The sequence below is a fragment of the Coprococcus comes ATCC 27758 genome, assembly GCF_025149785.1.
GTDB classification, from domain to species: Bacteria; Bacillota; Clostridia; order Lachnospirales; family Lachnospiraceae; genus Allocoprococcus; species Allocoprococcus comes.
Genome location: NZ_CP102277.1, coordinates 1,872,559 through 1,887,242 on the forward strand (window position 1 = coordinate 1,872,559; position 14,684 = coordinate 1,887,242).

The following is a 14,684-nucleotide window of genomic DNA, read 5'->3' on the forward strand; positions in this document are numbered from 1 at the left end:
ATTGTACACCCTTAAAAGGAGAAAATCATGTCTTTTAGAAAAATTTTATTCTTTATTTTCTGAGAAGTTCTTTTCCCGAAATACCTGGCTCTGTCATATTGACCGGATTCAGAACGGTTTCCATCTCTTTTTCACTTAAAAGACCTTCTCTGAGAATCAGATTACGGATGGATTCCCCGGTCTTCATTGCTTTTTTCGCAATCTCCGCTGCTTTCTCATAGCCTACATGCGGACAGATTGCAGTAATTACGCCGATGCTGTTCTCTACCAGCTGACGACATCTCTCTTCATTGGCTGTGATTCCTGTCACACAGTTGTCAATAAAAGTCTGCACTGCATATGCAAGTGTATCAATCGACTGGAACAGACAGTAGAATACGATCGGTTCAAACGCATTCAGTTCCAGCTGTCCACCCTCTGCTGCCATCGTGATCGTCACATCATTTCCAATGATGTTAAATGCGACCTGGTTCACTACTTCCGGGATGACCGGATTCACTTTTCCCGGCATGATCGAAGAACCATTCTGCTTTGCCGGAAGGTTAATCTCACCAAATCCGGCTCTTGGTCCGGATGACATCAGACGCAGGTCATTTGCAATCTTGGAAAGTGTGACTGCACACGCTTTCACTGCACCAGATACTGCCACAAACGGATCCAGGTTCTGGGTTGCATCGATCAGATCAAAAGCCTGGACAAACTGAATATCAGATATTTTTGAAAGATTCGGAACAATGCGGCTTACATAGGCTTCATCTGCATTGATTCCGGTTCCGACTGCCGTTCCACCCATGTTGACGGTACGCATCTCGTCCATCGCATTATCCATACGGTGGATATCACGCATGATGGCATCGGAATATGCCTGAAATTCCTGACCCAAACGGATTGGAACTGCATCCTGCATTTGGGTGCGTCCCATTTTGATCACATGGTCAAATTCCTCTGCCTTTTTGCAGAGCGCTCCATGAAGTCTGAGCAGTTCTTTTTTCAGATTCTGAAGAAGTCTGAGTGAAGTCATCTTGCCAGCTGTCGGAATAACATCATTTGTGGACTGTCCGCAGTTTACATCATCATTCGGATTTACTGCTGAATAATCTCCCTTTTTCCCGCCAAGAATCTCAATCGCACGGTTGGCAATGACTTCGTTTGCATTCATATTTAGAGAAGTACCCGCACCTCCCTGGATCGGATCTACGATAAAGTACTCATGCAATTTTCCTGTAAGGATTTCATCACATGCCTGTACGATTGCTTTTGCCTTTTTCTTTTCCAGAATCCCACTCTCGCAGTTGGTGATCGCAGATGCTTTCTTTATGTACGCAAGACTGTTGATGATCTCCGGATGCATATTCAGCCCGGTAATACGGAAATTCTCCGCAGCACGCAATGACTGTACCCCGTAATATACATCTCCCGGAATATCTTTTGCCCCTATTGAATCCTGTTCTACACGATAACCTGTCTTGTTTTCTTTTCCATTTTCCATCTCAAAATCCCTCGATTTTCCATTTTTCTCTGGCGTATTGCCTTTGTTGTTTTCATTATAGCTCTGTGTTACAATATAATCTAATACATATATTTTTATAGTAACTATAATTTTAAAACTATGTCAAAGGAGAATACCTATGTTTCAGGGAATGGAATATGTCTATGAAGTTTATCTGGAAAAAAGCTTTTCCAAGGCGGCTGAGAAGTTATTTATCTCACAGCCTTCACTCAGTGCCAACGTAAAGCGTGTCGAGCATCACATCGGATATCCGATCTTTGACCGGAGTACCAAACCACTTTCCCTTACCGAATGTGGGGTACAGTATATCAAAGCGGTAGAAAAAATAAAAAGTATCCAGAATGAATTTGAAGGATTTGCAAACGACTGGGGCGACCTAAAAAAAGGAACACTCACCCTCGGAGGAAGCAACTTGTTTTCCTCCTGGATCCTGCCTCCGCTGATCGCGGATTTTGCCCGCAGATATCCTCTAATCCAGATCAGCCTGATTGAAGAAACCACTGCCAATCTTGCCCGTATGCTGCGACACGGGCAGCTGGATCTGATGCTGGACAGCAGTGTTCTGGATGCCACCATCTACGGCTGCCGTAAATTTCAGGAAGAGCACCTGATCCTTGCTGTTCCGGGAGCATTCCCGATCAATAATACGCTGCGCTCCTATCAGCTTCCTGTAGAAGATATCCTGAGCAAAAAATTTCTGGAAGAATCCTGTCCTCCCGTTCCTCTGACACGCTTTAAAAGTGAGCCTTTTATTATGCTGAAACCGGAAAACGACACTGGAAAACGTGCCCGTATGATCTGCCGGAACAATCTCTTTGAACCAAATATCATCCTGGAAATGGATCAGCAGATGACTTCTTACAACATCACCTGCTCCGGCATGGGGATCTCTTTTATCGGAGATATCATGCTCTCAAAAGTACCTCTTACCTCTGATGTGGTGTACTATAAGCTTCCTGCAGGCGAAAGCAGCCGTGACATCCGGTTCTACTGGAAAAATGGTCGCTACCAGACAAGGGCAATGGAAGAATTTTTAAAAATGGCGTGCCAGTAAGGCACGCCACTTTCCTGCAGAACAGATACTATCTATTTGTCTGCAATCTTGGATCCGACAAATAATTCTTCTCTACATAAACCTACTCACTTCTCAGTGCATCGATTGGATTCATGTTCGCCGCCTTCACCGACGGAAGGAGTCCGAAAATAATTCCGATCAGTGTGGAAAATACTACTCCGACCAGAATGGACACTCCGCTGATTGCCACCGGAACTGCCGAGACTGCGGAAATAATATAGGCAAGCGCAATCCCTCCTGCCACACCGATCAGACCTCCGAGAAGGGTAAGTACTGCCGCTTCCGTCAGAAACTGCGTCAGGATTCTTCTTTTTCTTGCCCCCAGTGCCTTTTTCAGACCGATTTCTCTCGTTCTTTCTGTCACAGACACCAGCATAATATTCATAACACCGATCCCGCCAACCAGAAGTGAAATGCTTGCAATCCAGAGCAGCTGCTGGTTCGTCGAGCTGCTGATCTCCTGGATCTGGTTCGCCTGTTCCAGAAGATCTTCCCCTTTATACTTTATCGTCTCATCAGACACGGTCAGGTAACTGTTCAGGATATCTGCCGCCTTTTCTCCTGCCGCAGTCATCTCATCTGTGCTTGTCGCGCGGACAACCAGATTCTGCGGTTCATCGTACTGATAAATAATCGGCCACAGTGTATCCGGAATACAGATCGTTCCGCTTCCATCCGTGGATACATAACGGTAATAGTCTTCCATCGAATTGATCACCGGCTGTGAATTTTCTTTTCTCGCCATCATACCGATCACCGTAAATGGCTCCCCTTTAACCTCAATAATCTTTCCAATCACATTTCCATCCGGAAATAGAGCTGTGGCTGTCGTTTTATCAAGCAGCACAACTTTTCGGTTTGCAGTAAAATCTTTTTCGGAAAAGCCACGCCCTTTTGTGATCTGAAATCCATAGGCATCCAGATAATTGGAATCTATTCCAAAAATATTACAGCTTGCCAGCTTCTGACTGCCTGCATATACAGCATCATATTCATTCCGTCTGTGATAAAGGGCTGCACTTTCCACCTCATCCAGTGCCTGGATCTCACCAAGTACCTGATCTGAAATCTCCGGTATTCCATCCGGAACCTCCTGATAAGACAGATCCAGTGTCCAGTCTCCCTGATAAAGCTGGATATTGACCGCATTATTTCCCGCGCCAACCAGATTTTTCTTGATCTGCTCATTGGTTCCTTTGATCGTTGAAACAATTGCAATGATCGATCCGATTCCGATAATAATACCAAGCATCGTCAGCGCAGACCGCAGCTTATGACTCCAGATTCCCTGAAATGCCAGCCTGATATCTTCAAGCATCTCCTCACCCCCTCATTAATTATAATCATACAATGACTCCACTGTCTTTGTCTTCGCACCCTCTTTTACATTTCTTCCATACGGAAATGCAATCTCATCCTCCATGGTAAGTCCGGAAACGATTTCAATGGAACCGTACATATTTTTTCCAACCTCTACATACTGCTTCTCCAGCCTTCCATGTTTTCCTTTCTTGTATACATAGGAGCGGTTTCCGCCTTCTCTTATGAACATCTGTTCCAGGTAAATCGAATTCCCACTGTCACCCGAAAGTCCGTCTACGGAAATACTGACACCCTCACCAGATGAAAGGTCTGCATCTTTCTCAACCACTGCAGTAAACGGATAGTAGGACATATTAGGATTCTCGCTGCTCTTCATACTTTCAACCGGTGAATTACCGATGCTGGTGATCGTTGCCTCATAAGAGTTCCCCGTATTCCAGGAAGTCACCATCACAGTCATACCCTCTTTTAATTTATCATAGCTGCTTTCGGCAATCCCTCCGATTACATAACAACCATTTTTTCCGGTCACAGATATAACCGGTTTATTCTCCAGCTTTGCCTCTTCTTCGTCAAGTACAGCTTTTACCGTTCCCTCTACTGTACTCTTTACAACACCATTATTTACTTTTTTATCCAGCTTTTTCAATTCCAATTGTGCTGTTCGCTTTTCCAGATCCAGGTCCTTGATCTTCTGTTCTTTTTCCTGGATTTGCTTTGCCTGCTCTTCCCTGGTCATTCCATCTGCCTCTCCCGGATCCGGCTCCTCATATCCACCAGGATTATCCGGTTCATCCGGAATTTTCGGCTCTTCCGGTGTCTCCGGCTGTTCCGGATTTTCAGGCTTTATCACCTGTCCGGTCTTTCCGTCCAGCGTCCAGGAGTATAAAAGAAGCGTCGGTTCCTTCTCCTGATCCACTACATCAAAGATACAGACTGCCCTCTCTTCCAGCATTTTCAGCATGAACTCCGCATTTACCGTTGCTCCCGGCGCACAAAGATAGCGATACGGCTTTTCTTTTGTTCCATCTCCATCTTCATTATAAGGAGCAGCGTCCTTTGTAATCTCTTTATAAATGATCTTATCCTTCAGTTCTTCCGGAAACGGTTTCCCGATTGATGGTTTTTCCGGTCCTTCCGGATTTTCTGGTGTCTCCGGCTGCTCAGGATTTTCGGAAGTATCCGGATTTTCCCCTTCATTTTTCTTTGCATCCGCAGTCCGTATTATTCCAGGTCTGGTTCCTTTTGCAGTCATTTTCCGCAGCTCATCCTGGCTTCTTTCAACAGACGAAACAATCTTTGCATTTTTCAGCTGCTCTAATTCTGCCTTTTGATTCTGAATATTCAGTTCAATCCCCTGAATCTCCATCTGCTTCATTTCCTGCTCAAGTCCTGCAAGCGTAGTATCATAGGCAACCAGACGATCGCCGATCTTCACCGTATCCCCTGATTTGACATAAATCTCCTTGATCGTAAGGGTATCATCATGGTAAATGTCCTGGCTCGCACCTGCCTGCACCTTCGCATAATCATAAATATCCGATTCTGAATACCATCCACCATTACTCATACTGGCTACCGGTGCTACCTTGACCGCTTTTTCACTTTTTTTCATTGCAAATAAAGTGCCGCCTCCAATGAAACATACACAGACAACCAAAGCAATCCCGATCTGAAGAATTTTTTTCTTATTTCTTTTTTGAAAAGTCATCCTTTATTCCCCCTCTTCCATGCCTCCTGCCTGTACATTTTCGTTCTTCTGAACGGCTGCTCCTTCTTTACATTCTCCATCCGGCCAGACAATGTAATCCGTCTCTTTCAGTCCTTCTGTAATTTCCCATGTATCCTGCTCCTCATCATAAGCACCAAGCTTTACAGTTCTCTTTTCCAGTCTGTCCTTTTTATTTGCTACCCAGACGTAAGGCTCTTTCCCGTCTGCATCTACAATATAAGCAGTCATCAGATGTAATCCCTCTGTATTTACTCCGGTTCCAGGCTCGATATATACATGCTGTCCCAGCATCAGACCATCACTGGTTTCAAGCGTTACATAAAATGGATACTTAGTTGCCCGGGCAGAAGAATCCGAACCGGAATACATCTCGCTTTGTGAACTGCTCTCCGGTTTTTCTGTGTCAATCACATCCACAGATCCCTTCCAGATTTCCTCCTGGTTATTCCTTGCCCGCACCGTCACATCCATTCCCGGCTGAAGCTCACCGATATTCTGTTCACTGATTTTTCCCTTAATTCGGTATTTTCCGGTAGAAAGAATGCTCATAAATGCCTGCTTTTCTCCACTGTAATCATCATAACCAGGATCCGGATTGATCTCCTGGATAATTCCTGCAATCGTGGATGTCACCGTGGATGATTCCAGACTCTTCTTCGTCCGGTTCACTTCCAGTTCTTTTACTTTATAATTATATTCTTCCTGTTTTACATTCGTCTGCAGCTCCTGGATCTGCGTTGTATAAGAAAGCTGCTCACCTGCCGGTGCATTCTTTTTCTCTGTCGTTAAGGCCGCAATCTGTGAATTCAGATTGGAAATACTGTTTCCTATCTTTTCCAGCTCCAGATTTCCCTGCTCCAGTGTCATTGCAAGCTCCTCTGTATCATATTCAAAGAGTTTCGTCCCAGGCTCCACTTCCTGCCCTTTTTCCACGAAAATCTCTTTCACTTTCTGTCCTTCTGAAAGTGAGATTTTCAAAGTATCCTGCGCCTCCACAACGCCTGCAAAGCGGTTCACGGTTCCGCTTCCGTTTCCGGTGATCACGCTGACTTTATCCGCGTAGTAGATGTTCTTCGCGGAATCCTTTCCCCCTCCTGAAACCATGTGCAGGATTGCGGCAATCAGAGCGACTGCAAAAATAAGGCATCCAATAAAAATCACCTTTTTCTTCCCCATCAGATTGTCTTTGAAATTCCCATTTACATTCATTTTCATTCCCTCCTCATCATTCTACTTTTAAGGTGTAAAAGTTTGTTGAAGTTAGTCCGACAAAGTGTATATAGAAAGTGCTGCGGCTTTCCTTCGGCAAACCATTCCGAGGAACCTCTGAAAGCGGGAATCGTGTTCAGCAAAGGCTTCCACGATTCCTGAGTTTCCTCTCCATTGCCTCAATAAGGAAGCCGCAGCACTTTCCAGATCCAATTTGTCCCTCTAAGTTATCGCACTATACCCTCACCACATAACTTAAGTTCCAATGTCCAATTATAGTTTCAGTATACTGGAAAACAGTTGGAAATACTATTTAGATTTTCTTAAATTTTCGTTCATTTCTGTGTCATATAATCTTTTGACTGAACTCTCGTTCTTTTATTTCTACATAAATAATCTCCCCACAACAATCGCTCCGTAACTTTGTCCATAACCTTCAACTCTTCACCGCATATATCCCATCTGTTCTGTGGAGATATTTAGTAGTGTTGCCAGTTTTGCTCTGTCCGGCTCTGCCTGATTAAGCATCACGATATACTCACTGTTGGAAATCATCGTACTTGCAAGAACAGAATCTAACAAATTAAAACAGGCAATCTTCGCCTACTTATTTTAGAAGAATGAGGCGAAGTTTCACACGCCAGTTGGGAAATTGAAATTCCCCAACTCACTCCCCAACTTTTACCCAATTCCATGCATAAATAGCGGTAATTTTCGATAAGTCAAAATTTATTCCTCAACACTAAAAAAGGTCCACCGGACCTTTTTGTCGCATGCTTGGCAACGCAAAAAAACCTTGAATCATCCCATTTTCATAGGAAATTCAAGGTTTTTCGTTGATTTACATGATAATCATACGGTTCAAATTCTTATGCGAACTGTAAGATTATGCGTTCATCTGAGCTGCAACTTCAGCTGCGAAATCTTCATTTTTCTTTTCAAGACCTTCACCTGTCTCGAAACGAACGAATTTCTTCAGAGTGATAGTTGTTCCGTTAGCTTTTCCAACTTCGTCAAGGTATTTAGCTACAGACTGTTTTCCGTCTTCAGCTTTTACATATACCTGATCTAACAGACAGATTTCCTTCATCTCTTTGTTGATACGTCCGGAAATCATTCCCTGGATAACCTTTTCCGGTTTCTGAGATTCTTTCGGGTCGTTCATGATCTGAGCAAGAAGAATTTCTTTCTCATGTGCGATGTAATCAGCATCTACATCTGCCTGGCTTACATACTTAGCATTTAAAGCTGCTACCTGCATAGCTACGTTTTTCAGAGCTTCTTTAACAGCATCGTTAACAACTGCTGTATCAGCTTCTACAAGAACACCGATACGTCCGCCACCGTGAATGTAAGATACTACACAGCCATCTGTAACGATCTTTTCGAATCTTCTGATGCTGAGCTTTTCTCCGATTACAGAAATCTTTTCTGTAAGTGCATCGTTAACTGTCTTAGAAGCATCTTCGTTCCAAGCTTCAGCCATGAATCCTTCCATATCTGTAGCTTTTGTAGTAAGTGCCTGATTAACAACTGCTTTTACGAATGCCTGGAAATCAGCGTTCTTAGCAACGAAGTCTGTCTCAGAGTTAACTTCTACGATAGCTGCTGTCTTATCTTCTTTAACGTCTGCCATAACAATACCTTCAGCTGCGATACGTCCGGCTTTCTTAACAGCCTTAGCTTCGCCGTTCTTTCTGAGGTATTCGATTGCTGCATCCATATCTCCGTTAGATTCGTTCAGAGCTTTTTTGCAGTCCATCATACCAGCGCCTGTCATTTCTCTTAATTCTTTTACCATGCTTGCTGTGATTGCCATGATTTTTTCCTCCATCTTTCAATATGATCTTTTGGATTGTTCGAATTATTCTTCTGTTGTTTCTTCAGCTGTTTCTACGTCTTCGCCTTCGTAAACTTCTTCTGCTTCGCCCTGGTTTGCTTCGATTACAGCATCAGCCATCTTAGATACGATAAGTTTTACAGCTCTGATCGCATCATCGTTTCCTGGAATTACATAATCAAGTTCTTCCGGATCACAGTTTGTATCAGCAATACCGATCAGCGGGATTCCAAGTGTGTGAGCTTCCTGAACACAGATTCTTTCTTTCTTAGGATCTACTACAAAGATAGCATCCGGGATTCTCTTCATTTCTTTGATTCCGCCAAGGTTCTTTTCAAGCTTTTCCCATTCTTTCTTGATTTCGATAACTTCTTTCTTCGGCAGTACATCGAATGTTCCGTCTTCTGACATAGCTTCGATTTCTTTCAGACGAGCGATTCTGCTCTGGATTGTCTTGAAGTTTGTAAGCATTCCTCCAAGCCATCTTTCGTTAACATAGTACATTCCGCAACGTTCTGCTTCTGTCTTGATAGCGTCCTGAGCCTGTTTCTTTGTTCCTACGAAAAGGATCTTTCCACCTTCTGCTGCGATGTCAGATACTGCCTGGTAAGCTTCATCTACTTTACCTACAGATTTCTGAAGGTCGATGATGTAGATACCATTTCTCTCTGTGTAGATGTACTCTGCCATCTTAGGGTTCCATCTTCTTGTCTGATGTCCAAAATGAACACCTGCTTCTAAAAGTTGTTTCATTGAAATAACGCTCATGTTTCTTTCCTCCATTGGTTTTTTACTTCCGTGTGCTTATGTCCGCGAACCATGCTTGTCAGCTTTGGCACCACCGGGATAAACCACACACGTGTTTTTTTGCAACGTTAGCATTGTATCACAAAAGCCCTGCATACGCAAGGCTTTTTTCAGGGTTTCCCCTGCAGGTTCTCATATTTTTTCAAAATCAGCAGCAAAAAAGCTGATATCCGACAAGGAGGCACAGCAGAACGATCAGAATTCCGATAAATATGCTCGGAATGAACATCATGATCACCATACCAAGTGCCACAAAAAACAGTGCAAAACCAAATACCCGTTTCATCTTCGTTCCTGCTTTTTCCTCTTTTACAATAAATATATGCCAGAAACCTACGTCTATTCCTGATTTTCCGGAGAATCTGCTTCATTTAACAGATTTGCCACATCCTCTTCGGTCATTTTATCCTCAGATGGGGATTTAAAACGGTCGATCACATCCGGGACCATATCCAGGATCTTAGTCATGGTATCCTGATTCTTGATGTTGACCAGTCTGGTTGTTCCGTTCTGGATCACAAGCACCGCACTCGGGATCATCTTTCCGCCGAGTCCGCCGGCTCCTCTGTCCTTTTTGTCCGCATGAAATGCCCCTGCTCCGATTGCAAAAGATACATCAACAAGCGGAAGAATGATCGTATCTCCGATGTGGATTGCATCTCCTACAACGGTTTTGGATGATACCACACCGTTCATCCCTTTAAACAATGCATCTACTGTCTCTTTAAACTGATTATCTACTGCCATTTTTCGATTCCTCCTGTTATTTTCTATCGAATGCTTTACCATTTAAACTCCCTGATATCATGGTAAGTGCTGCGGATATTCTTATCCAGCAGCATCTTTGCTGCAAATACTGCCATATGAACTGTTCTTAGTCTTCCTTTTACATAAACGGAACCTTCCAGTACCCGCTTTTCAAAATCCGGTTCCAGATCCATATTTTCTCCAACAAACGCGTAAAGCATTCCGCAAAGCGCAAGTACCTGTCCGGTATGATAAGGATCTTCAAAACCGAAATGCAGTTTTACGCGAAGCTTTTTCGGCTTTAGAAAACGTTTCACCCATACCAGCTCTTTTTTGCCATGCGTAAAAGCTGCCTTATGGTTTTCTTTTTCCAGAAACTCCAGAATTTTGTCTTTTTTATTTGCGATATTTTTTATTTTATCACATAAATTCTTCCATGTACATTTGATCTTTTCCAGAAAATTCCGGAGTTTCTGACTGATCCTCCGGATCATTTTTCCAAATGCTTTGACTGGTTTCTTTCGCTTTCGTGGAGTTTTGTGAGCCTTTCCAGGTTCTCTCTCGTCATGAACATCCTTTTTTTCTCTGGATTCACTTTCCTTTTCCAGTGTAGCATTCTCTTCTTTTTTTTCTGAAAATGTTTTCACCTTCGTGTCAGGATTTCCCTGTGTTTCTGTTTTGGACTTCTCATCTTTCACGTCCGCATGCTCTGGCTTTGCATACGTTCCGCTTTCGGCTTTCTTTTCCGGCAGCGTCTGCGGCTTCTTTACATCTACCGCATCATTTCTTTCCGCCGTTCTCTCACTGGCATTCTCCGCACCGGCTTTTTTTCCGCCATCCGGCTTTTTCTCCTTCTTTCTCACCGGTTTATCTTCCGCTTCCAGAACATCTCCCAACTTCTTCCAGGCAATCCGCCCCTGCCATTTCACATCGCCGTTCCGATACTCCACTCTTCCTGCAATCAGATGAAGCAGCCATGAAATCTTAAGATTCCCCTCCGCATCTTCCAGCTTTCCCGGAAACCCGGCACACAGTTCATACCTCAGCGGTACAAAGAGAAGGACACCGATCACAAGTAGCAGGATTCCAAGAATCACCAGAAGAATTATCCCGATAATCTTCAAAATCAATCCAATGATATGTAGAATCATTCTTCTTTCCTCTCCTGCTTTCTGATGTAAGACCGGATATCCAGATCTCCTGTCTCTTCATAAACTTCCTTTGCGATCTCTTCTACCAGATACAGCGCATCATCATATCCGCTTGCAAGACCAACTGCGAAAATACCATCATCGATCACACTTCCCTGGCGGAACATCAACGTCGAATAAAATTCCAGCTGGTTTTCCCCTTCTTCGATCAGTGCGATCACATAAGTATTCAACGGATACTTTTTTTTATTCAGTTTTGCAATCACTTTTTCTTTCTTTTTTGTCATACTCTCGCTGACATAAAGATTTTTGTAAAACCTCATGTGCGCTGTCTCCCCGACCTTTAATTATTATAATAAGAATCAAGCACCTGCTTTGCTACACTGACACCAGTAATGGTCGCCGTATCTGCATCCTCGACACAGACGCTGATTGCCAGCTCCGGATTATCCACATTGGAAAATCCGACAAACCAGGAATGTACTGTATTTCCATCTTCACTGACCTCGGCAGTTCCGGTTTTCCCTGCCACCGTATAAGACGCACCCGAAAGCGCAGCTCCGGTACCATAATCCACAACCGCCTTCATGTATTCCGTAAGCTGTGCAGCTTCAGATGATGTCATCAGCTCTTTGTAGCTTTCCGGCATATATTTCTTCACCGTTGTGCCTGCATAATTTGTAATCTTGTCCACCAGATACGGCTTCATCAGCTTTCCACCATTTGCGATCGCCGAAACGATCATCGCCATATGGTACGGACTGACCTGTGTCTCTCCCTGACCAATTGCAGTCATCATCGTATCTGCATCTCCTGCATCTGTTTTCAGGCGGAAACTGCTTTCATTATATTTCACATCACCCGGAAGCTTGCTGTTAAACAGCATCTGTTTGGCAGTCTTTCTCCATTCTGCCTTATCCAGCTGCAACCCGATATTTGAAAACGAAGAATTGCAGGAATTTGCAACCGAATCCGTCAGATTCTCTTCCCCATGGGCAGTGCTGTTATAACAGTGGATCGTCGCCCCATTCTGTGAAAATTCTCCGTTACATTCAAACGAATAATTGTTATAATCTGGATTCTGCCGCATAAAAGCAAGTGTTGTCACCAGCTTGAATGTCGACCCCGGTGTATACTGTCCAAGTGTAGCCCTGTTAAGAAGCGAACTGTTCTCGTCATTGTTCAATGCATCCCAGTTTTCCGAAACATTATTCGGATCAAAAGACGGCTTCGATACCATTGCCAGGATCTTCCCTGTACTTGGCTCCATCACGACAACTGCACCTTTATTATCTCCCAGTGCATTATATGCTGCATTCTGCAGGTTCGCATCCAGGGTTGTGACCACCGTATCTCCCGTATTCTTCTGGTCTTTAAATTCATTCGCCAGCTTTTCCAGGAAAAAGGCATTTGAAGTCAGAAGATTGAAATTCTGTGAGGATTCCAGTCCGGATTTTCCTTTTGCGGCATATCCGACAACATGTGCAAACACTTCTCCTTCCGGATATTCCCGTGTTTCCGATCCATCGTCATTTGTCACAGTCTGTGCAAGCACTTCTCCATTTTTATCTGTAATACTGCCGCGCAGCACACGATCCGCAAGAAGATCCTGTCGGATATTGTAAGTGCTGTTGACAACCTCCTTACTTTTTACCACATCAAAATAAACCAGATATCCCATCAGTACCAAAAACAGTGTTACAAAAATATAAGTAACTCTCGTCAGTTCTTTATTGGTCATCTGCTTCTCTTTTTTCTTACTGGCTCCGCTTCTTTCTGCCTGTGTTTCTTTCGGACGCCGCTGTCCGTTTTTTTGGCTGCTGCGTGCGGCCTTTTTCTTCGGTTCGCCATCCGTTCGTCTGCTGCGGCTTTTCCCTTCTGCCTTCTTCTTTTGGTCGTGATACCCGCTCTCGTCTGGCAGGCTCTCCAGCTGCTGATCCAGATCTGGAAGTTCGTCTTCTCTGTAATTTTTTCCTTTCAATGTCTTCTTCCTCGTCTTCTCTTAATACATACAGTCCCTGAATGATCGCAAACATAATGATCGTACTGAGGACGGAGGTTCCACCGTAACTTACCAGTGGAAGCGTCACTCCGGTAGACGGAATGAACTTGGTCACGCCTCCGATCGTCAAAAATGTCTGAAAAATATAACAGGTTCCAAGTCCCAGTGCCACCAGTTTATAAAAGCTGTCCCGAAGCTGCATCGCAATATTCAGAAACATCATATAAACACTGACACATACCAGGATCAGACAAAGTGCAAAAATCAGTCCCATTTCCTCCGCAATTGCTGAAAAAATAAAATCCGACTCTGCAACAGGTATCTGATCTGCCGCCCCTTGAAAAAGTCCCATTCCAAACCAGCTTCCTGTGCCGATCGCCATCAGGGATTGTGCCACCTGATAACCACCTTCATTGTAAACGGCAAATGGATCCTTCCATACCAGTACACGCACACGGACGTGGTTAAATAACTTATATGCCACAACTGATGCCCCACTTCCTGCAATCAGTCCGGCAATTACATAAAGTGGCTGTCTGCTTGCCACATAGAGCATCATCAGATATACAGCAAAGATGATCAGCGCCGCACCAAGGTCTTTTGACACAACCAGGATCAGCACATGCATTGCTGCCACTGCCGTTGTGATCACAATATTCTTAAATGAAGTATCATCCTTCAGACTCGCCGCAACGAAAAATACAAAAATGATCTTCACAAGCTCAGATGGCTGAAGGGTAAAACCTCCGATTGCAACATTCAGCATCGCTCCCCCAGTCACACGTCCTACAATGATAACGACCCCAAGCATTACAACACCTGCAATTGCATAGAATATTTTCCATTCTGACAGAGCTTTTACCTTCCGGATGATGACCGGGATCACAAGACTTATCGCTACGGATGCACTGACAATGATAAACTGCTTTACAGCAAGCGAATACGAAAGTCTGGTGATCATAATAAAGCCGATTGCCATCAGCATACACATATTATTTACAACCAGCCGCGACACTCGCGGGTAAATTTTTGTATACAACAAAATGACCGCCAGAAACAGTACCACCTGCATCCCGTAAAATCCGATCATTTTTGTTTCATTTGTCTGCAGATACATCACCAGAAATGCAATCATATGAAGCAGAAACATCAGCACATTCTGCTTTCTGAAAATACTTCTCTGTGTATACTCATCTGCGTAATTAAATACTGCAAAACATTCAAATGTATAGACCAGCATCAGGGCTATCATCAGATATTTTGACAGCTCTACAATTATATTGACCAA

13 protein-coding genes are annotated in these 14,684 nt (G+C 43.8%); 1 reads left to right on the plus strand and 12 read right to left on the minus strand.

Annotated elements, in window-relative coordinates:
- Positions 1 to 52: 52 nt before the first annotated feature.
- Positions 53 to 1,489: an aspartate ammonia-lyase gene (locus NQ556_RS09455; protein ID WP_022219984.1), complete on the minus strand. Its 1,437-nt coding sequence runs from the start codon at positions 1,487 to 1,489 to the stop codon at positions 53 to 55.
- A gap of 139 nt (positions 1,490 to 1,628) precedes the next feature.
- On the opposite strand from NQ556_RS09455, the gene NQ556_RS09460 reads away from it, so the two are divergent.
- The gene (locus NQ556_RS09460; RefSeq protein ID WP_022219983.1) at positions 1,629 to 2,564 is read left to right on the plus strand and encodes a LysR family transcriptional regulator; all 936 of its coding nucleotides are present in this window, start codon (positions 1,629 to 1,631) and stop codon (positions 2,562 to 2,564) included.
- 82 nt (positions 2,565 to 2,646) lie between these two features.
- Here NQ556_RS09460 and NQ556_RS09465 read toward each other — a convergent pair whose 3' ends face one another.
- From NQ556_RS09465 to NQ556_RS09515, 11 genes are all read right to left on the minus strand, one after another.
- Positions 2,647 to 3,903, minus strand: coding sequence for an ABC transporter permease (locus NQ556_RS09465; RefSeq protein ID WP_008375230.1), 1,257 nt, complete (start codon positions 3,901 to 3,903; stop codon positions 2,647 to 2,649).
- Between the two features lie 15 nt (positions 3,904 to 3,918).
- Positions 3,919 to 5,619 (minus strand): hypothetical protein, encoded by a 1,701-nt coding sequence (locus NQ556_RS09470; protein WP_022219982.1) that lies wholly within the window; start codon positions 5,617 to 5,619, stop codon positions 3,919 to 3,921.
- A 3-nt stretch (positions 5,620 to 5,622) separates the two neighbouring features.
- The gene (locus tag NQ556_RS09475; RefSeq protein ID WP_022219981.1) at positions 5,623 to 6,849 is read right to left on the minus strand and encodes an efflux RND transporter periplasmic adaptor subunit; all 1,227 of its coding nucleotides are present in this window, start codon (positions 6,847 to 6,849) and stop codon (positions 5,623 to 5,625) included.
- 886 nt (positions 6,850 to 7,735) lie between these two features.
- On the minus strand, positions 7,736 to 8,668 hold the full coding sequence (gene tsf, locus NQ556_RS09480; protein ID WP_044999250.1) for a translation elongation factor Ts: 933 nt from the start codon (positions 8,666 to 8,668) through the stop codon (positions 7,736 to 7,738).
- 45 nt (positions 8,669 to 8,713) lie between these two features.
- Positions 8,714 to 9,457, minus strand: coding sequence for a 30S ribosomal protein S2 (rpsB, locus tag NQ556_RS09485; RefSeq protein ID WP_044999249.1), 744 nt, complete (start codon positions 9,455 to 9,457; stop codon positions 8,714 to 8,716).
- 187 nt (positions 9,458 to 9,644) lie between these two features.
- Entirely contained in the window at positions 9,645 to 9,782 is a 138-nt protein-coding gene (locus tag NQ556_RS09490; protein WP_008375213.1) for a hypothetical protein, read from the minus strand.
- A gap of 53 nt (positions 9,783 to 9,835) precedes the next feature.
- Positions 9,836 to 10,243, minus strand: a complete 408-nt coding sequence (locus NQ556_RS09495; protein ID WP_022221053.1) for a GerW family sporulation protein — start codon at positions 10,241 to 10,243, stop codon at positions 9,836 to 9,838.
- Positions 10,244 to 10,278: 35 nt separating this feature from the next.
- On the minus strand, positions 10,279 to 11,394 hold the full coding sequence (locus NQ556_RS09500; protein WP_008375209.1) for a DUF2953 domain-containing protein: 1,116 nt from the start codon (positions 11,392 to 11,394) through the stop codon (positions 10,279 to 10,281).
- On the minus strand, positions 11,391 to 11,717 hold the full coding sequence (locus tag NQ556_RS09505) for a hypothetical protein (protein WP_022221054.1): 327 nt from the start codon (positions 11,715 to 11,717) through the stop codon (positions 11,391 to 11,393). The genes NQ556_RS09500 and NQ556_RS09505 overlap by 4 nt, the downstream gene beginning before the upstream one ends.
- 20 nt (positions 11,718 to 11,737) lie before the next feature.
- Positions 11,738 to 13,075, minus strand: a complete 1,338-nt coding sequence (locus NQ556_RS09510; protein WP_044999372.1) for a peptidoglycan D,D-transpeptidase FtsI family protein — start codon at positions 13,073 to 13,075, stop codon at positions 11,738 to 11,740.
- A 76-nt stretch (positions 13,076 to 13,151) separates the two neighbouring features.
- Positions 13,152 to 14,684 carry an FtsW/RodA/SpoVE family cell cycle protein gene (locus NQ556_RS09515; protein WP_022221056.1) on the minus strand — a complete coding sequence of 511 codons (1,533 nt, stop codon included), beginning with the start codon at positions 14,682 to 14,684 and terminating at the stop codon, positions 13,152 to 13,154.

Coding starts and splice junctions, on each gene's coding strand:
- NQ556_RS09455 (WP_022219984.1), bottom strand. CDS start 1,489: ATGGAAAATGGAAAAGAAAACAAGACAGGTTATCGTGTAGAACAGGAT.
- NQ556_RS09460 (WP_022219983.1), top strand. CDS start 1,629: ATGTTTCAGGGAATGGAATATGTCTATGAAGTTTATCTGGAAAAAAGC.
- NQ556_RS09465 (WP_008375230.1), bottom strand. CDS start 3,903: ATGCTTGAAGATATCAGGCTGGCATTTCAGGGAATCTGGAGTCATAAG.
- NQ556_RS09470 (WP_022219982.1), bottom strand. CDS start 5,619: ATGACTTTTCAAAAAAGAAATAAGAAAAAAATTCTTCAGATCGGGATT.
- NQ556_RS09475 (WP_022219981.1), bottom strand. CDS start 6,849: ATGAATGTAAATGGGAATTTCAAAGACAATCTGATGGGGAAGAAAAAG.
- tsf (WP_044999250.1), bottom strand. CDS start 8,668: ATGGCAATCACAGCAAGCATGGTAAAAGAATTAAGAGAAATGACAGGC.
- rpsB (WP_044999249.1), bottom strand. CDS start 9,457: ATGAGCGTTATTTCAATGAAACAACTTTTAGAAGCAGGTGTTCATTTT.
- NQ556_RS09490 (WP_008375213.1), bottom strand. CDS start 9,782: ATGAAACGGGTATTTGGTTTTGCACTGTTTTTTGTGGCACTTGGTATG.
- NQ556_RS09495 (WP_022221053.1), bottom strand. CDS start 10,243: ATGGCAGTAGATAATCAGTTTAAAGAGACAGTAGATGCATTGTTTAAA.
- NQ556_RS09500 (WP_008375209.1), bottom strand. CDS start 11,394: ATGATTCTACATATCATTGGATTGATTTTGAAGATTATCGGGATAATT.
- NQ556_RS09505 (WP_022221054.1), bottom strand. CDS start 11,717: ATGAGGTTTTACAAAAATCTTTATGTCAGCGAGAGTATGACAAAAAAG.
- NQ556_RS09510 (WP_044999372.1), bottom strand. CDS start 13,075: ATGGGATATCTGGTTTATTTTGATGTGGTAAAAAGTAAGGAGGTTGTC.